Below are 25,100 nucleotides of genomic sequence, written 5' to 3' on the forward strand. Positions count from 1 at the left end.
CTCCATAGAAAGGAGGTGATCCAGCCGCACCTTCCGATACGGCTACCTTGTTACGACTTCACCCCAATCATCTATCCCACCTTCGGCGGCTGGCTCCTTGCGGTTACCCCACCGACTTCGGGTGTTATAAACTCTCGTGGTGTGACGGGCGGTGTGTACAAGACCCGGGAACGTATTCACCGCGGCATGCTGATCCGCGATTACTAGCAATTCCGACTTCATGCAGGCGAGTTGCAGCCTGCAATCCGAACTGAGACCGGCTTTGGTGGGATTGGCTCCATCTCGCGATTTCGCAGCCCGTTGTACCGGCCATTGTAGTACGTGTGTAGCCCAGGTCATAAGGGGCATGATGATTTGACGTCATCCCCACCTTCCTCCGGTTTGTCACCGGCAGTCTATCTAGAGTGCCCACCCGAAGTGCTGGCAACTAAATATAAGGGTTGCGCTCGTTGCGGGACTTAACCCAACATCTCACGACACGAGCTGACGACAACCATGCACCACCTGTCTCAACTTTCCCCGAAGGGCACCTGATGCATCTCTGCCTCGTTAGTTGGATGTCAAGACCTGGTAAGGTTCTTCGCGTTGCTTCGAATTAAACCACATACTCCACTGCTTGTGCGGGTCCCCGTCAATTCCTTTGAGTTTCAGTCTTGCGACCGTACTCCCCAGGCGGAGTGCTTAATGTGTTAACTTCGGCACCAAGGGTATCGAAACCCCTAACACCTAGCACTCATCGTTTACGGCGTGGACTACCAGGGTATCTAATCCTGTTTGCTCCCCACGCTTTCGCGCCTCAGCGTCAGTTACAGCCCAGAGAGTCGCCTTCGCCACTGGTGTTCCTCCACATCTCTACGCATTTCACCGCTACACGTGGAATTCCACTCTCCTCTTCTGCACTCAAGTCACACAGTTTCCAGTGCGATCCGGGGTTGAGCCCCGGGATTAAACACCAGACTTACATGACCGCCTGCGCGCGCTTTACGCCCAATAATTCCGGACAACGCTTGCCCCCTACGTATTACCGCGGCTGCTGGCACGTAGTTAGCCGGGGCTTTCTTCTCAGGTACCGTCACCTTGAGAGCAGTTACTCTCCCAAGCGTTCTTCCCTGGCAACAGAGCTTTACGATCCGAAAACCTTCATCACTCACGCGGCATTGCTCCGTCAGGCTTTCGCCCATTGCGGAAGATTCCCTACTGCTGCCTCCCGTAGGAGTCTGGGCCGTGTCTCAGTCCCAGTGTGGCCGATCACCCTCTCAGGTCGGCTACGCATCGTCGCCTTGGTGAGCCGTTACCTCACCAACTAGCTAATGCGCCGCAGGCCCATCCCCAAGTGACAGATTGCTCCGTCTTTCCAGTTCTCTTCAGGCGAAGAAAACAAGTATTCGGTATTAGCTACCGTTTCCGGTAGTTGTCCCAAGCTTGAGGGCAGGTTGCCTACGTGTTACTCACCCGTCCGCCGCTAACCATCAGAGAAGCAAGCTTCTCTTCAAGTCCGCTCGACTTGCATGTATTAGGCATGCCGCCAGCGTTCGTCCTGAGCCAGGATCAAACTCTCCAATAAAGATGAATTTCGTCAGCGTCGTTAAACGCTCTGAAACTCATCGGGGTATTGAAAAGAGCGATAAGCTCATTTTGAATCTGACGATTCATTGTGAATCAAAAGTTACTATCCATTTGTTCAGTTTTCAAGGAACTTGTTCACCTTATCTTGCGACAACTTACGTCAACCAGACAGGAAAATCATCATATCATGTTAACTGAGTTTCTGTCAACAATCTTTTTCGTCAATCTTCAAAGCTACTCGACTACCTTCTGTTTGAAGCGACAAGAAATAATATATCACGCTGTCATGCTTTTAGCAAGTACTTTATTCAACTTCTATCATTTTGAAAATAAGATCGATCTTAAAGCCTGGAGAGAATGATCGAAATGAAGCGAGTTTTAGCTTTGCTTAGCCAAACAAGAGAGGTGATAGCTCGGAAAAGATCAAATTTGAAGTAAGTGATCCAAAAACTTTATAATAAGGTATCTTTAAATAAAAGGGAGTACTCCAAGGTTGTTAACAGTTCCAACTGAGCAGTAGCACGCCCACATTTACACGTGCCCTTCCTACAACTTATCTGAGATCCGCTTCTGGATTTTTGAATATTGATCTATTACGATTTTGCTTTAGCCTAAGATTTTGATTTCTAGATCAAATCCATGACGTGAGGTGAAAACACTTGAAACAGTGGTTAAAAATGATGCGTAAAGGTTACGGCAAAAAGCTCGTTTCTATTCATGCCTGGAATGCCTGGATCGTTGTGATACTTGCTATTACTGGTCTCATATTAATTGGTGGCTTCTGGCGTGAAACTCTGGGTATCGGACGTGTTTGGTTAAAATGGTTACATATCGCCGTGGGCATCGCCATGCTTTTGCCTGTCGTGTATTACTTATTTTTGGCCAGCAAACATTGGAAGCAACTTCGCAATAAACCATGGCAAAAAGCAAATACCATCATCGTTCTTGCACTTCTGATCGGATGGCTATTATCCGGAATTGTTTTATGGCAGTTCAAGCTGGCCGGCCCACAGTGGTCCAATGCCGCGCTTCTGATTCACGATTTGCTCACATGGGTTGGTTTACCTTACATCATCTACCACTCCATCACACGTACACGTTGGTTAAAAGACCCTGCACGCCGTACGATCCAAACGAATGAACCATCGATACAGAAGACAAGTGTAAATAAACCAGCCGCTCCCAACGCTAACAAAGAGGAACCGGACACGGGTAACATACCAGCAGCTACATCTGTTCTCCCTGCAGACAAAGACTCTGGTAGAAATAACGTCCCAAACATGGAGAAACCGCAACCGGTATATACCCGTCGGGCCTTCATCCGTTCTGCTGTGGGTATAGGACTCGCCGTTACTCTTGGACCTACATTTGTATCATGGGTAGGTAAAAACCTCAAGTTTGATAACAGCATAGACAGCATGCTTGAGACTGACCCCAATCGGATGGTTCCACTTCCGCAACCTTTATCTTCTTCATCTCCTCCAATTGGCGGGGGCGCCGAGGGACACTTTCGTGTATATACGGTAACACCCATTCCATCATTCTCTAATGCAAACTGGTCATTTCGGGTAGATGGTCTTGTAGAACGTGCTCAGATCTGGAATTGGGAACAGTTCGTCAAGCTTGCACGCACCGTGCAAGTCAGTGATTTCCACTGCGTTACTGGCTGGTCCGTGTACAAGAATACATGGGAAGGCATTCCTCTGAAGCATTTTCTGGAGAACGCCGGTATAAAGCCTGGAGCGCACAGCGTCAAATTTTATTCCGGAGACGGGGTATATACCGATGCGATTACACTAGAGCAGGCACAAATGGATGATATTATGATTGCGGTCATGCATGATGGCAAACCTATCCCTGCGGATCTTGGTGGACCTGTACGACTCGTTATTCCGCAGATGTACGCTTACAAATCGGTCAAGTGGTTGAACCGTATTGAAGTCATCGACAGCGAGCATATCGGGTATTGGGAAGAACGGGGATACGACAAAGATGCATGGTTATCCGGTGCTTCTCAGCGTTTTCCTAACATAACGGGTTCATAACAGATCTCCAGCGTATACAAAAGAGGCCTCCTGACACGACATTTGCGTGTTTTGGAGGCCTCTTTCTTTACAAGCTACTTGTATCACGTACCTAATTAATGCCTATGACACGTGCTGACGCAAAGCTGTAGATATTAACGTTCTAAGGATTCAGCAGGCGTACCAATTCGTCCTCATCTTCGATAGTCGGAATACCGAGATCACGAGCTTTCGTTAATTTGCTGCCTGCCTTCTCTCCAGCTATGACAAGATCTGTTTTTTTCGATACACTCCCCGTGACCTTCGCACCAAGCGCTTCAAGTCTCTGCGTTGCTTCTTCACGTGTCAATTGATGCAGTGTTCCTGTAAGCACGACCGTTTTACCACTAAAGAAAGAATCCTCCACCACAACCGCTGGCGCTTCTGGTGCCTGTGCTTTCACACCCAAATTCAGCATTTTCTCAATAGCAGCCTGTGTGAACGGATCGGCAAAGAAATTCACAATGCTCTCCGCAACAATACCACCTACATCGGGGAGTTCAACCAGCTCCTCTACGGTAGCATTCATGATGGCATGCAGATCACGGTAATGATCGGCGAGCATACGCGTGGTGGATTTTCCAGTGTTGGGGATACCCAAGGAATACAGGAAAGAAGCCAGGTCCCGATCTTTACTCTGCTCGAGCGCTGCGAGAAGGTTATTCGCTTTCTTTTCGCCAAATCGCTCCAGCTTCACGAGATCATCGAACTGCAATGTATATAGATCAGCTGGTTCACGCACATTCAATTCATCATATAGCTGAATCGCTGTTTTCTCACTGAAGGTCTCAATGTCCATGGCATCTCTGGAGGCAAAATGAGAGATACGAGCAACCGTCTGCGGTTTGCATGCCAGCTTGTTATTACAGAACAAGTGCGCTCCGCGTTGCTCTAACGGGAATCCACATGCCGGGCATTGCTCTGGATAGATGATCTCTTCTCCGTCATTCTCCTCAGTCACTTTGCCGAGAATCTCAGGAATAACATCATTGGAACGACGAATAAAGACACGTGAACCCAGCGCAAATTTCAGATTTTTACGTTCAATATCACCCACATTGTTCAGGGTGCAGTTCTGCACGGTCACTCCAGCCAGTTCAACGGCTTCTACCCGCGCCAGCGGCGTCACTTTACCCGTCCTACCAACATTCCACACGACTTCGTTCAGTACGGTTGTTGTCTCTTCCGCTTCGAACTTATAGGCAACTGCCCAGCGCGGGAACTTATCCGTGTAGCCTAACACTTCACGAGTTCGCATGTCCGTGAGCTTAATGACCGCTCCATCAATCAGGTAATCCAGTTGCCCCCGATTTTCCTGAATTGCTTCGAGTTGCTCCATAACGTCATCAAATTCTTGGAAATAGGTGAGTGACGGATTAACTTTAAAACGGTTCTCACGCAAGAAGTCCATCATTTCCTGATGGTTGGCAAACTGGATATCATCCGAGTATCCAATGTTATAAAAATAAGCATTCAACCGACGCTCAGCTGTCGTTTTCGGATTCAGGTTACGCAGCGCTCCTGCGGCTGCATTTCGTGCATTTTTGAGCGGCTCGGCAGCCGTTTCATTATATCGATTCAGTACAGAAAGATTCATAATGCCCTCGCCCTGCACTTCAATCGTACCTCCGGTATACGGAATTTTGAGCGGAACAGATTTGATGGTTTTCACTTGTGCCAAAATGCCTTCGCCCACCGTTCCGTTTCCGCGCGTAGAAGCCTGCACCAACTCACCGTTGGTATAGGTCAGGTTCAAGGTCAGTCCATCAAACTTCAGCTCAATGACATAACCCGGTTCAGGCAATGGATTATCCGGGTTTTTGCTGTTATAGTCATTCACCAGCTTTAATACACGTGTATTCCAATTGCGAAGCTGTTCAATGTTCTGCGCTTTGTCCAAACTCCATAATGGGGATAAATGGCGATGCGGGGTGAATCCCTTGAGCAGTTCGCCCCCTACACGTTGTGTGGGAGAATCCGGCAACACCATACCGCTCTCCTGCTCCAGCGTAACCAGTTCATCGTATAGAAGGTCATACTCCTTATCACTGATCTGCGGCTGATCCATCGTGTAGTACTGATAGTTGTGCTGGTTCAGCTCGGTAACGAGTTGCTCCATCCGGTGCATCGGGTCCATATTGGGCCATCCCTCCGTATATTTAATATATGTAGAACGAACATGCCTATTGTAATCGGGAGACATGGCAGAATCGATGTTCATGTCAGTCCAGTATCATACAATAGGCCGTTTATTCTTATTCCACTTTGGTAATCGGGGCAAATCCAGCGAGTAGACGTTTTACGCCGACTGGAGCCGGGAATGCAATCTGCAGTTCGGTATCATTACCACTGCCTTTGACTGCAACGATGGTACCTGTCCCCCATTTGCCGTGTTGCACTTTGTCGCCTGCCTTAAATCCTGCCGCACTTTCGGATGAGGCCGATTTTGAAGCCGATGTTGGTGCCGCAAAGGTTGGACGAGATGTACTCGTAGTTACCCGGGACGTTGGCCCAGATGAAGCTGTTGCGGATGAACCACTTCGGCTTTGTTGCTCAAACAGCTTGGACGCACTTGCAGCGCCGCCGAAATTGCTTCCACCACTGGAGCCTAAACCACGTCCTCCATATGAACCTCCGCCTGTGCTGGTTCCTCGGCGGTAACGGTCGCGTGCAATGGAAGTATCCTCCTTCAGCTCATCCGGGATTTCATCCAGGAAACGGGATGGCGGATTGGCCGTTGTACGCCCAAACAAGGTCCGCATCTGTGCACACGAGAGGAATAACTGTTCCTCAGCCCGTGTAATCCCCACGTAAGCCAGACGACGTTCCTCCTCCAGCTCTTCATTATCCATAAAAGCCCGGCTGTGAGGGAAGACCCCTTCCTCCATACCTACGATAAAGACAACGGGGAACTCCAGACCTTTGGCACTGTGCATCGTCATCAACGTGACCGCATCGCTCTGATCCTCTTCGTCATCGTTCATGCTGTCGATGTCTGCAATGAGTGCCAGATCGGTGAGAAACGAAACAAGCGTTTTGTCTTCATTATTTTTCTCAAACTCCATCGTTACCGACAGGAACTCTTCGATATTCTCGAGTCTTGCGCGAGATTCAATCGTATTTTCCTTCTGCATCTCGTCACGATACTGGCTCATCTCCAGAATCTTCTCGGTCAATTCAGTCACGGACAGATATTCAACCATCTGGTGCAGGGCGGCAATCATATCATAGAATTCCACCAGCGCATTACGTGTGCGACCAGCGAAACCGAGATCATCAACCACTTGCAGTACACGGAAAATGGAAACCCCGCGTTCTCCAGCTGCTGCAGCCAGCTTGGCTACTGTCGTATCTCCGATGCTGCGCTTCGGCACATTAATAATCCGGGTCAAACTGATATCATCATCCGGGTTGGACAGCAGGCGCAGATAAGCCAAAATGTCCTTGATCTCTTTCCGATCATAGAACTTGATGCCGCCGACAATCTGATACGGAATATCAGACTTGATCAAAATTTCCTCGATAACCCGGGACTGAGCATTGGTACGGTACAGAATCGCATGATGCTGATAGGATTTGCCATTCTTCACATTTTTACTAATCTCGGAGGTTACAAAATACCCCTCATCATGCTCGGAATCGGCACGGTATACCTTGATCTTTGATCCACCTTCTTTATCCGTCCACAGCTTCTTCGGTTTACGGCCCGTATTCAGGCCGATGACTTCATTCGCCGCATTCAGGATGTTGGAAGTCGAACGATAATTCTGCTCGAGCAGGATCGTCTGTGCTTCCGGGTAATCTTTTTCAAAGTTAAGGATGTTGGTAATATCCGCCCCACGCCAGCGATAGATCGACTGGTCACTATCCCCTACGACGCAGATACGGTGGTGGCTGTCAGCCAGCATACGGCACAACATGTACTGTGCACGGTTCGTATCCTGATATTCATCGACATGAATGTATTGGAATTTCTTTTGGTAAAAATCGAGCACTTCCGGCACTTCTTTAAACAGTTGAATAGTTGCCATGATCAGGTCATCGAAGTCGAGTGAGTTGTTGGCTCTGAGACGTTTCTGATACATCGTATACACCTTCGCTACAATGCCTTCAAAATAGTCGCCCGCCTGTTTCTCGTATTGCTCTGGACTAATCAGTTCATTTTTGGCCGTGCTCATCATCGCCTGAACAGCTTTGGGTTCGAACTTTTTCGTATCGATGTTCTGATCTTTCATACAGCTACGAATAACGGATAACTGGTCGGATGAGTCCAAAATACTAAAGTTGGATGTAAAACCGATCCGTTCAATGTCACGGCGCAAGATGCGCACACACATGGAGTGAAACGTGGATACCCAAATATCGCGGCCCTGAGATCCGCCTACCAGTTGGGATACCCGATCCTGCATCTCCCGAGCAGCTTTATTCGTAAACGTAATGGCCAAAATGCCCCACGGGGGTGCTTTCCGTGTTGCGATCAGATAGGCAATCCGGTGTGTCAGTACTCTGGTTTTACCCGAGCCCGCGCCAGCCATAATAAGCAATGGCCCATCCGTTGCCTCAACAGCTTGCCGCTGAGGAGTGTTCAGCCGTGCTACGGCGTCATGTATATTTACAGGTTGCATGCATGCATGCTCCTTTCATTAGTTGGTCGTATAAGTGGGTCCTGCGGTTACACTTGTCACTCCGATGACAGAATAAGCTTTCAATCGCTGTTATTCCCGGATTTTTTAAACTATTTTCTAAAGGTGAATATCCGGTAATAAAGGCGAACGCTTCGCTTCTCCAGCTTATTTCTGTCCTCTCCGTTCGCGTGTAAACATAGTCGCCATATACTTTGTGGGTAGGTAAAAACACCAAAAAAACTGTAATAAATCTTCAGTTTGTTTAACGGGAGTCTTCGTTTCTTCAGATTACTCCTGTACTCTCCGTTCCTGTGTAAACATAAATCATAATGCACATGGGCGGAAAGAGATTTAGGCACCTGAAAGCAATATTACTTAAATGAAATTAAATCAATAAAGGGACAAGGATCTATTTTAACAGATTCTAAAGGGGATGTGGGGGAATGGTAAACTAAACCGGTCAGGTGTTACTTTGATCGCCTTTCACAGCTTGTACCGTTTCCAATGCTTGGCTCAAATGGCTGTACACAATATTCCCAACAACAATGGTATCCGCAACTTGGGCAGCTTGTCTTGCTTTCTCTGCTGTATCAATTCCACCGCCATAAATGAGATGTGCTTTCTCCAATTGTCTGTGCGTCTCGCCAACCAGCTCCATATCCCCGAAAGTTCCGCTGTACTCCATATATATAATGGGCAGGTTCAGTAAACGTTCTCCAGCTTGAGCGTAAGCAACCGCAGCCTCTGTCGTCATTTCCGTATCTGCTCCGGTTAACCTCGCCACAGTCGAGTCCGAATGAAGCACAATATACCCCTCGGTAATCAGCAAATCCCAAGGAATTAAATAGCCATAACGCTCGATAGCCTGCTGGTGCTGTCCAATAATCCATCTGCTGTCCGTTGTGTTCAGCACCATCGGGATCAGATACCCGTCAAACCCGGGCACAACTGCCTCCAGATCGGATACTTCCAACACACAGGGCAGTTCATAGCGACGCACCCGGCACATCAGATCTACCGTATTATCATACGTAATACCTGATGATCCACCCACGATAATCGCATCCGTTCCAGACATGCATACCTGATCCAATGCCTCATCGGTAATTTCCCTGTCGGGGTCGAGCTTAAATACGTGTCTCCACTGCTTAATCATGTCTATCAACGAACATTCCTCCAGAGGTTCTTCTGCATCCTAAAAAGCTTGTAAACTAAGTCTAAGTCAGCAGACAGTAGGTGTCAATGTTCGTATAAAAGGCGAACAGAAAAAACACAGACTTTTTTGCTGTTTCCATCCCTAAAAAGTCTATGTCTTAAAATTTGATTCTCTTACAAATGTTTTTTAGCATATATTGAGTCTCTTCTGGGTCTTGAATGATTTAAGGTTTCCAAGCAAACCTTGTATTCATTTCTTCCATTTCCTGCTCTGTCAGGACATCGGAGTACACCCCATACACACCCCATTTTTCATAATTGGCCGCCTGCTGGGTATCATTAATGGTATGCACATAGGTGACTGCCCCAGCCTTCTTCAGCTTAGCGACAAAGTTCTGATTTACTTTATATTCCGGCATCGTTACAGCATCAATATCGTTATTTTGCACAAAATCAACAACTTGGCTCTCTGTATCTTGTGTAGCGTATAACGTGTAGATAATGGACGGGAAGTTGTAAACCTCCTTTACTTTTTCAAGCATAGGTTCATTATAAATCTGTACCACGACTCGGCTTAGAGCTGACGAATCATGTTTCTTCGCTGCATTGACCAATGATCGAAGCACTTGCTGAATATCTTCGTCCTTCTGCTCTTTGGTATCCGTTACAATATACATATCCGGGTACTTGGATAACACTTTCATAATTCCATCGGCATCCATTGGCTGGTACATGCCAAGAATCGGTGTGTTCATGAATTCATCGTGTGTAAGTGCCCCGGCCTGTTTATGCTCTGGCAACTCTTCATCCTGTCCCAGCATTTTACTCATGTTAGCCGTCCACTCATGTCTGGCTACAGCTACGCGATCCGAAGTGAGCATGAAGTCTATTTCGAATACCCGTGTACCTTTTTCATAATTGGCAATCATCGCTTCATACGCGTTGGTGTAAGGCTGTTCCCGAATACTGCCCATCGCATGGGCGATTAATCGGTAGTTTGCAAATCCATCACGTTGCTCCTCACTTTGACTGTCATGTGCCCAAAAGAGTGTACCCACAGTAACGAGCAACAGGATCAAAACGGCGGCAATACGTTTCATATCATTTACACATCCTTTGCAGACGTATTAGTCAAAGTAGTTTACAAGTATCACAAATTAATTATTGCTGTTCACTTACTATTAACGACGGTACATGTTGTGTAACATTACTTTTTGGTAACTAACTACCCGAATAAAGCAGGAGCAAAACAAAAAAGCCGCCCAAAGGCGACTTTCAATGGTGTGAGAAAAGGATCAGATAAGGGAAGCCAGAGAGATCATTCAATTCATCTGTCGCTATCTGATGCCCTTCTCGTATATACATGAAAACTTAATATGCATTTTTCAAACCATTGCGAATGGTTTCCCATATAATTTTAATATCAAATAATAAAGACCAGTTTTCAATATAAAAAATATCCTGTTCAATCCGATCCTCGATAGAGGTATCTCCACGTAACCCCTTACTCTGGGCTAATCCTGTAATGCCTGGGCGAACATGATGTTTAATCATATACTTAGGGATTTCATCCCGAAACTGGTTGACATAATACGGTCGTTCCGGTCTTGGACCCACCACGCTCATATGTCCAAACAACACATTAAAAAATTGAGGCAATTCATCTAAACTCGTACGCCTTATAAACGTTCCAAAGGCGGTACGACGTGGATCATTTTGAGTTGACCATCCTGTATCTTCAACACCTTCGGGCATCGCCTTCATAGAACGGAACTTATACATCATGAAATTACGTCTGTTAAGTCCGACACGCTCCTGTTTAAAGATCACCGGCCCTGCAGAGGTCAAACGCACCCCCAACGCTACAATGAGCATAATAGGCGATGTGAAGATGATTGCTGCGAGCGAGAACACAATATCAAACGCACGTTTCATAAGACGATTAATGGTAATGTCGAGCGGAATATCACGCACATTAATCATCGGCATACCTGCAAAGTTATCAAAGTGAGGGCGTGCCGGCAGATAATCAAAGAAATCCGGAATAATCAGTGTGCGCACTCCAGCCTTCTCACACACATTGATAATATGCGAATATTTATCATGTGCATCCAGCGGCAAAGCCAGAATAACCTCATCTACATAGTGCGTAGACAAAAATTCTTCCAGTTCGTCGATTTTCCCTAGAATCGGGCTGTATCTCTTTTGTTCCACTTGATCCCAATGTCGGTAATCATCCAGAAAGCCCGTAACTTCATACCCGAGTTCAGGATAACTTTTGAGATTGTCATAGAAACGTTTCCCAAGTGAGCCTGCCCCAAGAATCAGCACAAACTGACGGTTGAATCCTTTTTTGCGCAGGTGTTTTAATTGCAGCTTCACCATATAACGATACATCAACGTGAAGGACACGTTACCGACCATATACATCGCAAGATATGCACGCGAGATATTTACTTCCTTGAAAAAGAACATCAGACTCATCAGCATGAAGAAGGCTATGCCGTGAGATTGGATTATTTTCCAAAGTTCATCAACAAAGCGCTTTTTTCGTTTAGGTACATAAAGTGAAGATAAAAGACCTGCCAATATAGCAAGCACCGCATATACCAGGCTCCACATCATATATTTTTCAATCGGTAGCGGATTCTGATTTGTTAACAGATCACTCTCAAATTTCAACCACCACGCCAGCAAAAATGATACTTGAATAACACCAAAGTCAGATGCGATATACAATTGAGTTAAAAACCGTTGATTACGCCGAATCATGATTTCACCTCGGATGATACTTCATTTTCCGTTCTCGTCGGTGTAACAGTTCTCTTCGAACGAGAAGGCAGAGATACCCAGTTGCGCAGGAGGGATAACGTGAACTTTAAAGATACGCCCATCCATACGGCTCCGTTCATTAATGGATTATATTTCTTTGCGTAGTGCTTGCGGTGGAACACCCACATTGCTCTATGAAACTCATACGTAATTTTCAAAGGTTTGCGACGGGCACTACCACCCTTATAATGCACAATATATGTACGCGGATAGTAATAAATGCCCCACCCTGCCTCTTTAATACGATAACACCAGTCGATATCTTCACCATACATAAAAAACGTCTCGTCCAATCCACCAATCTGCTCAATGGTCTCACGACGTACCAACATAAATGCACCAACCAGACAATCTACTGGATATTCATCGTCTGGACTAAGATGCCCCAATTGATATTGATTGAACTTCGGCCGATCCGGGAAAAGCCGTGAAAGCCCAAACGCGTAGTAGAATGACGCAGATGGTGTGGGAAATCCTCTTTTGCAAGCTTTATCCAGTGAGCCGTCCGGAAGAATGACTTTACAACCGGAGGCCCCCATTTCGGGATGGCGATCCATAAAATAGACCATCGTATGGAGCGTATCTGGCTGAACGACCGTGTCAGAATTAAGGAGCAGAATGTAGCGTCCGCCGGCAATGTCCATTCCTTGATTGTTGGCTACGGCAAAGCCGGTGTTGGCAGAGTTGGCGATCATCCGCACATTCGGATAAGCTTGTTGAATGGCCTGAACCGAATCGTCCCGTGAAGCATTATCTACGACAATAATCTCATATTGGTAAGAGGTCTGAGACGCATAAACTGATGCCAGACAATCCATTGTCAGTTGACGTGTATTGTAGTTAACGATGATGATGCTAACGTCAACCTTATCATTTTTATTTATATGTGATACTTCGCTTAGTGAAGCATCGGTTGTATGAATCATTTTGAAAACTCCTGACTTCGTCTCATGTTTAACTATTGAAAGTATAGCATATGTTGGCATCAGAAGGGACTAAAAGTAGATTCAAGATACAACTTCAAACCTTCTTCATTACATATATGAGTTTGAGAACAAGGTTATCCAGCGAGGCTTGACGGTAGAATGGCATATTCAGGGCATAACTGATTCTATAACGCAAACTACGATTCCTCTGATACAAAAAATGTTGTATGTCTTCTTGCTGTTGTGTAGATAACTGATCCTTATATATCTCAAAAAATGCACTTGCCTGTTTACTTAAAATAAAATGATTCTTTCCATTCATAAAACGATTCCATCTGTTCTTCCATTTTGTAATAAGTTTATCATTGCTGCCACCAAGGACATTTCCTTGATGCTGTCGATACAATATCATTGGCTCCTTATCGAAGATTACTTCACCAAAAGAGGCAACGAAAAGATATATCCACCAATCATGCATAATGATACTTGTTTGATCGGAGGGGAGATTCATTCTGAGATGCTCGAATGTAACTGAATTCAGAACCATGGTACAACCCACACAACAATTTTCGACTAAAGCATTGCACATATTGAGTGGTTTCGGAGGAATCTTTGGCCATATGTTTAAATGATTCAACTCTTGATCCACCATTTGGGTAGAAGAACAATACATCAGCGGAATATTAGACGGCCTTGATTGAAGTTGTTCCACAGCTCTGCTGAGTTTGTAAGGCTTCCACACATCGTCCTGATCACAAAAGGCGTAAAAGTCATATTTCGGCTGCGTTAAACGCATCAGTTCAAAAAAACTCCCTATCACGCCTAAATTCTCACCTTTGAAAATATGGATCCCGATCTGCTGGGGAATAGATTCAGCAAATTTACGTATCTTTAGGAGAGTCCCATCGGAAGAGCCATCATCCCGGATGTAAATATCCATCTCGATGTGGCGTTGTGCGATCAGACTTTCAAGTTGTTCCTCGATATACTTTGCACCGTTATATGTAGAAAGCATGACACATACTTTAGATTGGTTCACTCTGCACCTCAAATTTAAACTTTTCTTTTTATTATATACGAAAACTCCCGCCCGGAAATACAAGAGCGAGAGTTCATTATTGAGTAATAGATTTGTTTTGGTTATGACATAGAACGGATAAAATCACGTAAACCTTCCCGCCACGGGCGGAGATCTGTTAAACCGTTAGTTCGAATGGACAAGTGATCCATTACTGAATTAACAGGTCTAGGAGCCGGCCTTGGAAACTGCTCTGTTGTGCAAGGTTCCAATTCAGCTTGAATGGAAACTCCGACAACAGTTTGAGCTTCCTTAAATATAGCTTGGGTAAACTCATACCAGGTACAATCTCCACAGTTAGAAGCATGATATATCCCATACATCTCTGTTCCCATTAGTTCGATAAGGAACAAAGCCAAGTCCACAGTATATGTGGGCGAACCTTTTTGATCATGAACAACCTGAAGTTTCGGTTTCTCCTGACCCAGCTTCAACATAGTTTTGACGAAATTATTACCGTGAAGGCCATACACCCAAGATGTTCGTACTACAAACCATTTAGAACACAATGATTGTACCAGCCACTCTCCGGCTCGTTTGGATTTGCCATACACACTTTGAGGATTCGTATTATCATATTCTTGATAAGGAGTAGTCGACTGACCATCGAAGACGTAATCTGTACTGATGTAAATCAGCTTGGCTCCGACTTTCTCTGCAGCTACAGCCACGTTACGTGTGCCTACTGCATTCACCTTATATGCACCATCCGTATCGGTCTCTGCTGCATCCACCGCAGTATACGCCGCACAATGTATAATGACCTCTGGATGATATGAAGATATAACCTCGTTACATTGAGCTTGATTGGTTATATCCATCTGTTCCCGATCACAAGCGAGAATGTCATGCCCCTCTTTTTCTAAAAGAAGCACAACATCCCGTCCAAGCTGGCCACTGGCACCTGTTACGAGAACCTTCATGCCTTATCGTCTCCTAAACGAGCTCCATACTGTTTCTCATAGTACTCCTGATAGGCACCAGATTGAATACGAGTCCACCAATCCTTGTTATCCAAATACCACTGAATTGTTTCCTTAATTCCTGTCTCGAAGTTATGCTTAGGCTTCCAGCCAAGCTCGGTCATCGTTTTGGTTGGGTCGATGCCATAACGCCGGTCATGTCCCAGACGATCCTGTACATATTGGATTAGAGACTCAGGTTTTCCTAGCTGCTCCAAGATAGTCTTCACAATGTGTATGTTCGTCCGCTCGTTGTTACCGCCAATATTATAGACTTCACCATTACGTCCCTTGTGAATAACAAGATCAATCGCACTGCAATGATCCTCCACATAAAGCCAATCCCGAATGTTCAAGCCATCTCCGTATACAGGCAGAGCTTCATCATTCAACGCATGTGAGATCATAAGCGGAATGAGCTTCTCCGGGAACTGAAGCGGACCATAGTTGTTAGAGCAACGCGTAATATTTACAGGCAAACCAAAGGTTTCGTGGTAAGCACGCACCAGCATATCTCCTCCTGCTTTGGAAGCAGAGTAAGGGCTGTTAGGTTGAAGAGGAGTATCCTCTGTAAACAAACCGGTTGGACCTAAAGAACCATACACCTCATCCGTCGATACTTGAACGAACTTGGTGATATTGTGTTTTTTCGCCGCTTCAAGTAGTGCCTGGGTTCCATTCACATTCGTACGCACAAAAACATCCGGTTCCAGTATGCTGCGATCCACGTGTGATTCTGCCGCGAAATTAACGACGACATCTACACCCTGGCCAATCAAACGATCCATCTGGGCAGCATCCGTAATATCTGCTTTGATAAAGGTATGTCGCTTGTTACCTTCAAGAGATTTTAAATTCTCCAAATTCCCAGCATAGGTAAGTGCATCTACATTGACGATTTCATAGTCCGGGTACTGCTCAAGCATATACATAACAAAATTACTTCCAATAAATCCGGCGCCGCCGGTAACGAGCAGTTTCATGGGATGGGAACCTCCTAATTACTTCACTTCAAAATTAAAATTGATCTCCGCGTCCTTCAGCAATGGATGCCTCTGATCCTTGTCGGACAAGACCGGATTGGACGTAGGCCAATCAATTCCTAGTGCCGGGTCACTCCATAATATGCCGCGATCATGCTCTGGGGAATAGTATTCGTCTACTTTGTACAAGACTTGGGTGTCTGGAACCAGAGTACAAAAACCGTGAGCAAACCCTTTTGGAACCAGCAATTGACGATGATTATGCTCGCTGAGAATAAAACCTTCCCATTGACCAAACGTCGGGGACCCTTTACGAATATCTACGATAACATCGTAGATAGCGCCGGAAATAACACGAATCAGCTTGGTTTGAGCTTTTGGATTAAGCTGATAGTGCAAGCCACGAAGTACCCCGGGTTCCTTAGAAAAGGATTGACTATCTTGAATAAATACCCTTTTAATCCCGATTCCTGTAATTTCTGAGGTATTATAACTTTCCACAAAATATCCTCGATGATCCGCATGAACTATAGGTTCTAGAAGAGATGCACCTTCCAACTTTAGAGGAGTTTTTCTCATAAACGTATACCTCCTTTATAGCTTAAGCTTACCAAACTCTTCGTCAAAGACGATATCTCGAGCAAGTTCATTAGCACGAGCCAATGAGGCGTGTGTGCCAGCATCGGTCCACCATCCTTGTAAAATATCAAAGGTAAGAGCCTTACGTTCAATATATGCATTGTTAACATCTGTGATTTCTAATTCGCCCCGCTTGGAGGGTTTTAATTTTTTTATTATTTGAAAAACTTCATGATCATACATGTAAATACCTGTCACAGCATAATTGGACTTTGGAAATTCAGGTTTTTCTTCAATTGAGACAATTTTCCCATCTTGAATCTCAGGTACACCAAATCTTTCCGGATCAGGTGTCTCTTGAATAATAATTTTTGCTCCATTATTTTGTTTTTTAAAATTAGATACATAAGATGATATATCATCTACGAAAACATTATCACCTAAGATGACAACCATTTTATCCTCACCTACAAAATCCTCAGCAAGATCAAGAGCTTGAGCTATTCCACCAGCTTCATCTTGCACCTTGTAAGTAAAGGCGACACCCATATCCTTCCCACTACCAAGAAGGTTTACAACATCCCCCATGTGGTCTTTACCTGTTACAATCAGAATGTCCTTAATTTCAGCTTGCTTAAGTTTATATACGGAATGAAAAATCATAGGATATTTCCCCACAGGAAGAAGGTGCTTATTTGTGACTTTAGTTAAGGGATACAGCCGAGAACCAGTGCCCCCAGCAAGAATGATTCCTTTCATAAAATAATACCTCCATTTAATTGCTTTTTATAATTAGTTTAGATAAAAGAAATGTGATAGGAACTGTGATTATCATTGCAACTAAGGGCACGATTTGAACAAAAAAATGAGCATACTCAACTAGAACATAGATCAACAGCATGTTGACTAAGTATTGTACCAAATAAACAATGGGAAATTTAAGAAATTTACGGAAAGATATCTTCTCCTGAAATACAAATACCGAATTAAGATAATAGGATAGAAAGATTCCTAAAATGTAAGATACCGAATATGATAAGGAATAATTAAAGAACAGCAACAAAAATAAATACATTAGGTATGTAGCCAGTGTATTTATTCCTCCACTGATCAAAAATCTTAAAAATTCCTTATTCAAACGTTTGGTCAATAACATAGGAAGGTCTCTCCCTGCTTTCATCTAATATCCTCCAAAGATATTCTCCAATCATTCCTAACATAACCATTATGACACCCAATAAAAATGTTATTAAAGCGATAATCGTGGTCCACCCTTGTAACTCAATAATTCCAAAAAGTGTACTTATTACGACAAAAGCTCCATATAAAATACTAAGTATAGCGGTAAAAAAACCAATAAAAGACATAAATCGGATTGGCGCATAGGAAAAACCTACAAATGAATCAACAAACAATTTGATTTTCTTTGAGAGTGTCCATCTAGACTTTCCCAGCTTTCTTTCTTGTCTGACATAAGGAATTTGAACCTGATCGTGTCCAAGCCAAAAAATAAGACTCATGATATTTGTGTTTTTTTCCTTTATTTGTATAACTTCCTGAACAACCTGCTGATCAATTAGTAAAAAATCGAACCCACCTTTCGGATAACCCTTCAACGCAAGCTTCTCTAACAAGTAATAATACGTATTAGAAAATAACTTTTGAAAAAAAGATTCTTCACGATCCGCCCTGGTTCCAAGTATAATTTTTTTACCCACTTTCCAGTGGTCCAGCATTTCTCTGAACATTTCAGGAGGATCTTGTAAATCAGCAGCGATTATCCCAACGCAATCTCCAGTTGTATATCCTAATCCAGCTTGTATTGCAGACATCGAACCGAAGTTCCGGCTAAGTTTGACTACCTTAATTCGTGAATCTCGATTCTTGGCTTCGAGCAATAACTCTAAAGATTTGTCTTTAGACCCATCGTCCACAAACACGAACTCCAAGTCACATTCGGGCATAAGATTTTGAAGTTTTTGTAACCGTGGAACGGTATACGGGATATTTAATTCATTGTAATAAATGGGTACCACTATAGAAAATTTAATTCGATCTGTACTCATTTACGACCTCCACAACTTGCATAACTTCTTCCATTTCCATGACTGGGCTTATGGGTAAGCTGACTACTTCTGCATGAATTTTCTCAGATATCGAAAATACAAGGTTATTCCATTCCTTGTAGGCTTCCTGCTTATGTGGAGGAATAGGATAATGAATCATGGTCTGTATATTATTACTACTCATATACTCGATAAAATGGGGCCGATTTTCTACGCGAATTACAAAAAGATGCCACACATGTGACTCTGGCTTGTTCTCTACGATTGGCAGCGTTATATATTCATTAGTAATATTACTTAAGTAGAAGGTAGCTATCTCCCTTCTGCGCTCATTATCCTGATCAAGCCAATTTAATTTTTCGCTTAGAATGGGGGCCTGAAGTTCATCTAATCTACTATTGTAGCCTTTAAATAAGTTCTCATATTTTTTTTGTGAACCATAATTTCGAAGAGCACAAAGTTTCTTATACAGAATTTCGTCATTGGTTGTGATGGCTCCACCATCTCCTAATGCCCCAAGATTTTTCCCGGGATAAAAACTGAATGCAGCGGCATCACCCAAATTCCCCACGCGTTTATCATCATATAGTGCTCCATGAGCTTGAGCACAGTCTTCTATAATTCTCAAGTCATAACGATTAGCAATCTCTCCAATAGGATGCATATCACAAGATTGCCCATACAAATGAACTACTAATATTGCTTTTGTTCTAGGAGTGATATGTTCTTCTAGTTTGGCTGGATCCAAATTATAAGTTAGCAAATCCGGCTCAACTAATACAGGGGTAGCTCCATTAGCAGAAATTGATAGTATCGAAGCAATATAAGTATTGGATGGCACTATTACTTCATCACCTGGGCCGATATCATAACCATGAATAATAAGTTCAAGTGCATCCAACCCATTAGCAACACCCACACAATATTGCGTACCACAATATGAAGCAAACTCATCCTCGAAAGCTTTTACTTTGCTCCCCAAAATGTACCATCCTGAATGTAGAACATTGTGTAATCTATTCATAATGGCATGTTCATGGCGCAAATTAATTTTTTTGAGATCCAAAAAAGGAATCACTGTCACTCACCTATTTCCCATAAAGTATTAAATCTCTACAATTAGGCTATCTTCTAAACCGTAGTGCTTTCCACACTCGGGACAATCCAGAGTTTCGCTTAATTTCTCCCCACAGTTACAAATATAACCACTCAATCGAGCTGGGTTCCCATACCACAACGTATTATTAGGAATATTCTTGGTAACTACAGAACCTGCTCCGACCATAGCATACTTACCAATCGTATTTCCAGCCACTATAGTTGCATTTGCACCTATTGATGCATACTCCTCAAGAATCGTTTTGAGGAATTCGGGTGGGTACTGTTTGGATCGTGGTCTAAGATCATTAGTAAAAGTTACATTAGGACCAATGAATACATTATCGTGTACATGAACCCCATCCCAAATATAGACTCCTGATTTCACTGTGACATTATTACCTAAAATCACGTCATTTTCAATAAATGTATGATCATTGATATTACAATTAGATCCAATCTTTGCTTTTGGCAAGATGTGAGCAAATGCCCATATACGAGAGTCATCTCCAATATCATCTGTTTCTACAATAGCTTGGGAATGAACAAAATATTTACTCACCGCCATATACCTCCAAAAAACGTTCATAATCTCGAATGTAATCTTCAGAATCATACAAATGTGAAGCCAGAACTAAAAGTACACAATCTGTTGAAAAATCATACATTTCATGCCAGTCATTAGGTTCAAGTATAAGGATCTGAGTAGGAGAATCTAACAATATATCTGTCTTTCTAATCGTATTGTCCAAATATATTTTGCATGAGCCTGACACACATACCAAAGCCTGTCTTGTTTTATAGTGCGCATGAAATCCTCTTCGTACCCCAGGTAATGTTTTATAAATATAAAACACTCGATTAATTTCAAATGGTAGTACCTTGTTATTTTCTAAAACTGCTAAAAACCCTCTTTCATCACCGAACTCGCTTATCTCTTCAATCCTGCTATAACTAGCTGTCATATCCATCCACTCCGTATTAGATAATATTTGTATATACTGTAAGTTCAATCACATTAAACCAACTATCTTCATTATTATCAAACAATACTCCTAAAGACCGCTTCCCTGTGGATACCGGAGCCTCACACCTCTCATGTTACGCTTGTTGGGCTTGTTCTGCATCGTACTTGGAAGATGCCGTGCGTTCTATCTCCCGTCAGATCATCGAAGGAGGTCTATCGAGTTCATTGGCGATGGCTCGTTAACTTTTTCCTTGTTGATGGAGAATTTCTAGTCGACTACGTTCAATTATGCTAAAATGTGCGTAGCTCATGGTGGATTATCCTTGTGTAAATGATTGTTGTGGTGACTTCATTCTACACGAAGCCAACCATGGGCCAATTTTATTTATTTCCAGTGAGTTTCCACTTCATATTACAATTCGTCATTTAATAATACATTAATTTGCTCTTATAATAACGTGGGGCATGCCATCTAACTTCATTATTGTGCAGAGATTAAGATACTAACCTAGCCAAATTTGTATCCATTCAGAATGCTATTTTTCCATATCTTTTATATTAAACCTTTCTACTTTAAAATACATGTTTCTGGGGTCGCTCGGAGCTAATACTTTTTGGGCATTTGTTTCAAAAGATATGAAATTCATCCCCGAATTAAGTGTGATCTCCGCGGAAACAAACATTGGATTTTGGTTAATAGAAAGATGATTTTCATATATACCTGAGATTTTGAGATCTGAAAAATTAGAATAGCCCGTTGAAACTAAAAATTCTACTTTCACCTTAACATTACGATCCGTTAAATTATTTAGATTGATTTCCGCTCTATTCTCGCCCCATCTCCAACTCGTTTGAGGGTTTTCTTCTAAATTAAAGAACCCTTTATTAAAATCAACTAAAACAGGATTCAAAGTTTTTTCTTTCTCTTGTTCCCATACTGCCCCATTATTCTTTCTTAACTCTTTTGAATAACTTGACATATCATAAAAAGCCAAACTTCCATCTTTACTTACAACTGGAGGAGACTTAATTAAAAGTTGTATATTCTTTTCAAAGGAATCATTATTATAACCCAGTCTATTGATAACTATGCCATTATAGTCAGCGTAAGAAATGGAGTTCAACATCTCTTTAACAGGTTTACTCGCAATATTTCTTATAATTAAGTCCGCTTTTGATCCCTTCATAGCGCCAAAACTCCAACTAACTGAGTCTGGGTCAGTGTGTAGATATGCTCTCAAATGATCATAGTTACCCATATTGTTAACTGGAGGGTATTCAGGAAAGGGTATATACGGAAGTTGAAATACTTTCGACTTTAGAGGAACAGATTTTTCAATATTCTGATAAAATTCCTCGTCAATTTTGTATTGTTGTTTTAATCCTGAATAATCAGGAGTATAGTTATTAGATGTTTGATCAAAAAGACCTAAAATAAGAATTATAACTTGAAGAACTGCTATAACATAAAAAATAATAGTATTTTTAAATTTATTCAAATAATATTGGAATAATGTTGCCACTGTTGTTAAAGACATAAAAGCAATGAACGGAATGATTCTATTAAATCCTCTTATTGACGGAGTTAATATCGCAGCAAAAAAATAACTAAAACCTCCTATAGTCGCTAATAATAATGCAGCTACATTGAGCTTCGACAGCTGGTTTAACGATTTTAAATTTCCATTGTTATTCTTAATGAAAATTAAAGCAATTAAGAATAGAAAGCCTGTTCCACCTATAACACCTAAGGACACCGATGAGTTTTCGTTAACCAGTGGGGCAGTAGATGCATAAGTATCTGCTATATGACTTAACTTTTCTATACGATGTCCTTGAATAGGCATTAAAATTTGGTCTATTTTCAAACCATAAATCTCTGTCTCAACTGGTGAGCGGTGAACGGATTCTGAGGTATCATTGCTAAATAGTTTAAAATATATTGAAGGTGATAAATTTAACATGAGCACCATACAAACTATAGATATAGGAACAAATGGCTTCAAAAACAGTTTCCAACTCCTGTATCTGGCACTAGTTATTACGGACGCCACAAACCAAAAAAAACATGAAAATAAGGCATAGTAAACACCTGTAGATGCCACAAATATTGACACTAGAATCGTATAAATGTTCAATCTAAAATACTTGTTATTTTTATATTTAAATAGATCAATTTTCCTCTCAAATATCCACAAAGCTACAAGTAACACAAACGGAACCATAAAATAAAAAGCTAGAAATATGTGCCCCCCATTTAATCTAATAAAGTGGTATGGCGTTAATGAGAATAATATACTTACCATTACACATATAAAGTAAGATATTTTTTGATTTCTTAAAACTATATAGGCTGAAATAAATGCAAGATAAAAAGAGACCAAATAAAATATATTAGTTACAACCGCGTAGTCTTTTGAGAATAAAGAAATAACTTTTATTATCAGAAAATTAAAATTATCCCCTCCCAGTGGATAATCATTCATGTTCAAGTAAAAAGGTGCTCCTAAAGAAGGATTGAAGATGTACCACCCATAATCGATAACTGTTTTAATGAACGTACTTGCTGATAAAAAATCCCCACTATAGCCAAATGGAATACTCAAATTTACCTTCCAAAACTTTAACTGCAATGCCAATGCAACAGATAAAATCAAAACACCAATTATTAGCAATAAAATTTCTAATGTTTTTTTTTTATAATTTTTATTCACATTATTAATCATATCAATACCGCCTCAATAATAATTAATTATTCCAGATATAATATCTGTCATATTGACAGATACTGTCAATTCCACTTAGAGGTGCTAGTTATGTTATTATTCACACTTTAGAAATGAATCTACGAGAATCTCTAAATTTCCATCTATATATTGATCAATAATTTTATTATCATTGAGTTCTATAAACATTTCAGATAAATTAGAGACATGTTCAGAAACATATTTTTCAAAGCTCAAATTAACATTGTTTTGTTGGCCATAAATAATCTCACTAATTATCTTTTTATAGTTTGCTAAACATACGGCCATGCAATTGTTTTGCTGAATATAATTTATAATATGTCTCTCTTTAACTTCCTTGTTTTCATCTAGAATCTTCAAAATTGTCTTAATTATCTCATCAACTTCGCTTTCAACATAACCAATTTTATAAACCACTTCATCTGGAAACTCACTAAATGATCCGATATCAGTTGCAATTACAGGTTTACCATGACCTAAAATTTTAAGCAAACTTGCTGAATTTTCACCTTGCGTTGGATATCTTAAATTAACACACATATTCGATGCAGCTATATATTGGTCAAATTGATTTAAACTAACATAACCTGTACATATTACTTCATCTACTAAATTGCTTTTTTTTATTAAATCCTGTAGTGGATACGATTCAGCAATTTCACCGACTATAAAAAATTTAAAGTTCCTTATAAGTTTATTTTCCTTAATAAGTTTCAATGCTTCAATTACTTTATCTATCCTTTTGGTATGATTTGCATATCCTAAAGCACATATAACGAAATCATCCTTGCTGATACCCAGTGTTTCTCTTTCAGTAATCATCTTGGAATATATTAAATCTATATCTGTAATCAAAGGGGCAGGCAACGGTACTACACTTATTGGAGCGTATGGTGCTTGTTTCTTTAACATTTCAGAAGCAAACTGAGAATGTACAATTATACCAGCTGAACGATCTAACAACCTTAAGTTTAAAGGGTAGTTCAATGAGTCAGTTTCCCAAATAGGAGGAATTTTATGATTGAGAAACTCATTCACTTTATTTAGACCTTCATTACCATGACAATAAAACATTTCCTCTTTATAAGCAGAAATATTTCCTTGTTCTAATGTTTTAGCGGCAAAAAAATGATGCAGTGAGTAATCATGAAGTACCACAACTCCAGGATATTTAATAGCGAACTCATAAATTTCATTATGAGCCGTGTAATTGTTCCCCATATGGTATAGTACTGCATCATATTCTTTGTTGTTATACAATTCATCAAATTGGTAAAACTCTTTGATATTAATTTTATTTTGTAGTTCTATATTATCCATCTGAAAATTGTTAGGGATATAAACATCGATATCAAATTCACCGTTCAAATACGGTATTAAGTCCTCACTATAATCAGAGATACCTGATTTTATTGGATTTAACGGTGAAAAGTAAGCTAATTTCTTCAAAGCC

General features: G+C 41.8%; 19 protein-coding genes and 1 rRNA gene. 1 reads left to right on the forward strand and 19 read right to left on the reverse strand.

What is annotated here, in order from left to right; translation table 11 throughout:
• Positions 1 to 8: 8 nt before the first annotated feature.
• Positions 9 to 1,564, reverse strand: a 16S ribosomal RNA gene (locus MKY23_RS25045).
• A 661-nt stretch (positions 1,565 to 2,225) separates the two neighbouring features.
• On the opposite strand from MKY23_RS25045, the gene MKY23_RS25050 reads away from it, so the two are divergent.
• A complete protein-coding gene (locus MKY23_RS25050) occupies positions 2,226 to 3,611 on the forward strand; it encodes a molybdopterin-dependent oxidoreductase (protein WP_339832933.1) in 1,386 nt (461 codons plus the stop codon).
• A gap of 142 nt (positions 3,612 to 3,753) precedes the next feature.
• Here MKY23_RS25050 and ligA read toward each other — a convergent pair whose 3' ends face one another.
• From ligA to MKY23_RS25140, 18 genes are all read right to left on the reverse strand, one after another.
• On the reverse strand, positions 3,754 to 5,766 hold the full coding sequence (gene ligA, locus MKY23_RS25055; protein ID WP_339839696.1) for an NAD-dependent DNA ligase LigA: 2,013 nt from the start codon (positions 5,764 to 5,766) through the stop codon (positions 3,754 to 3,756).
• A 118-nt stretch (positions 5,767 to 5,884) separates the two neighbouring features.
• The gene (pcrA, locus tag MKY23_RS25060) at positions 5,885 to 8,254 is read right to left on the reverse strand and encodes a DNA helicase PcrA (RefSeq protein WP_090923054.1); all 2,370 of its coding nucleotides are present in this window, start codon (positions 8,252 to 8,254) and stop codon (positions 5,885 to 5,887) included.
• Positions 8,255 to 8,714: 460 nt separating this feature from the next.
• On the reverse strand, positions 8,715 to 9,419 hold the full coding sequence (locus MKY23_RS25065; protein WP_339832937.1) for a heptaprenylglyceryl phosphate synthase: 705 nt from the start codon (positions 9,417 to 9,419) through the stop codon (positions 8,715 to 8,717).
• A 214-nt stretch (positions 9,420 to 9,633) separates the two neighbouring features.
• Positions 9,634 to 10,509, reverse strand: coding sequence for a phosphatidylinositol-specific phospholipase C/glycerophosphodiester phosphodiesterase family protein (locus MKY23_RS25070; protein WP_154985926.1), 876 nt, complete (start codon positions 10,507 to 10,509; stop codon positions 9,634 to 9,636).
• 271 nt (positions 10,510 to 10,780) lie between these two features.
• Entirely contained in the window at positions 10,781 to 12,181 is a 1,401-nt protein-coding gene (locus MKY23_RS25075; RefSeq protein ID WP_339832940.1) for an undecaprenyl-phosphate glucose phosphotransferase, read from the reverse strand.
• Positions 12,178 to 13,167 (reverse strand): glycosyltransferase family 2 protein, encoded by a 990-nt coding sequence (locus tag MKY23_RS25080; RefSeq protein WP_339832942.1) that lies wholly within the window; start codon positions 13,165 to 13,167, stop codon positions 12,178 to 12,180. The genes MKY23_RS25075 and MKY23_RS25080 overlap by 4 nt, the downstream gene beginning before the upstream one ends.
• Positions 13,168 to 13,261: 94 nt before the next feature.
• On the reverse strand, positions 13,262 to 14,206 hold the full coding sequence (locus tag MKY23_RS25085) for a glycosyltransferase family 2 protein (RefSeq protein ID WP_339832944.1): 945 nt from the start codon (positions 14,204 to 14,206) through the stop codon (positions 13,262 to 13,264).
• 101 nt (positions 14,207 to 14,307) lie between these two features.
• Complete coding sequence (gene rfbD, locus MKY23_RS25090) at positions 14,308 to 15,168, reverse strand: dTDP-4-dehydrorhamnose reductase (protein WP_339832946.1); 861 nt, start codon at positions 15,166 to 15,168, stop codon at positions 14,308 to 14,310.
• Positions 15,165 to 16,190 carry a dTDP-glucose 4,6-dehydratase gene (rfbB, locus tag MKY23_RS25095; protein WP_339832948.1) on the reverse strand — a complete coding sequence of 342 codons (1,026 nt, stop codon included), beginning with the start codon at positions 16,188 to 16,190 and terminating at the stop codon, positions 15,165 to 15,167. The genes rfbD and rfbB overlap by 4 nt, the downstream gene beginning before the upstream one ends.
• 18 nt (positions 16,191 to 16,208) lie before the next feature.
• Positions 16,209 to 16,769: a dTDP-4-dehydrorhamnose 3,5-epimerase gene (gene rfbC, locus MKY23_RS25100; RefSeq protein WP_339832950.1), complete on the reverse strand. Its 561-nt coding sequence runs from the start codon at positions 16,767 to 16,769 to the stop codon at positions 16,209 to 16,211.
• A 15-nt stretch (positions 16,770 to 16,784) separates the two neighbouring features.
• On the reverse strand, positions 16,785 to 17,528 hold the full coding sequence (locus tag MKY23_RS25105; RefSeq protein WP_339832952.1) for a sugar phosphate nucleotidyltransferase: 744 nt from the start codon (positions 17,526 to 17,528) through the stop codon (positions 16,785 to 16,787).
• 16 nt (positions 17,529 to 17,544) lie between these two features.
• The gene (locus MKY23_RS25110) at positions 17,545 to 17,949 is read right to left on the reverse strand and encodes a GtrA family protein (RefSeq protein ID WP_339832954.1); all 405 of its coding nucleotides are present in this window, start codon (positions 17,947 to 17,949) and stop codon (positions 17,545 to 17,547) included.
• Positions 17,900 to 18,835, reverse strand: a complete 936-nt coding sequence (locus MKY23_RS25115) for a glycosyltransferase family 2 protein (RefSeq protein WP_339832957.1) — start codon at positions 18,833 to 18,835, stop codon at positions 17,900 to 17,902. Before MKY23_RS25115 ends, MKY23_RS25110 begins: the two co-directional genes overlap by 50 nt.
• Positions 18,816 to 19,919, reverse strand: a complete 1,104-nt coding sequence (locus MKY23_RS25120) for a DegT/DnrJ/EryC1/StrS family aminotransferase (RefSeq protein ID WP_339832959.1) — start codon at positions 19,917 to 19,919, stop codon at positions 18,816 to 18,818. Before MKY23_RS25120 ends, MKY23_RS25115 begins: the two co-directional genes overlap by 20 nt.
• A 21-nt stretch (positions 19,920 to 19,940) precedes the next feature.
• On the reverse strand, positions 19,941 to 20,495 hold the full coding sequence (locus MKY23_RS25125; RefSeq protein ID WP_222591839.1) for an acyltransferase: 555 nt from the start codon (positions 20,493 to 20,495) through the stop codon (positions 19,941 to 19,943).
• Positions 20,488 to 20,898 (reverse strand): FdtA/QdtA family cupin domain-containing protein, encoded by a 411-nt coding sequence (locus MKY23_RS25130; protein ID WP_339832962.1) that lies wholly within the window; start codon positions 20,896 to 20,898, stop codon positions 20,488 to 20,490. The genes MKY23_RS25125 and MKY23_RS25130 overlap by 8 nt, the downstream gene beginning before the upstream one ends.
• Positions 20,899 to 21,436: 538 nt before the next feature.
• Entirely contained in the window at positions 21,437 to 23,626 is a 2,190-nt protein-coding gene (locus tag MKY23_RS25135; protein WP_339832964.1) for a hypothetical protein, read from the reverse strand.
• Between the two features lie 96 nt (positions 23,627 to 23,722).
• Positions 23,723 to 25,096: a glycosyltransferase family 4 protein gene (locus MKY23_RS25140; protein ID WP_339832966.1), complete on the reverse strand. Its 1,374-nt coding sequence runs from the start codon at positions 25,094 to 25,096 to the stop codon at positions 23,723 to 23,725.
• Positions 25,097 to 25,100: the final 4 nt, after the last annotated feature.

Origin of the sequence: Paenibacillus sp. FSL R7-0272, assembly GCF_037969905.1 — a bacterium.
In the GTDB taxonomy this organism is placed as follows: Bacteria; Bacillota; Bacilli; order Paenibacillales; family Paenibacillaceae; genus Paenibacillus; species Paenibacillus polysaccharolyticus.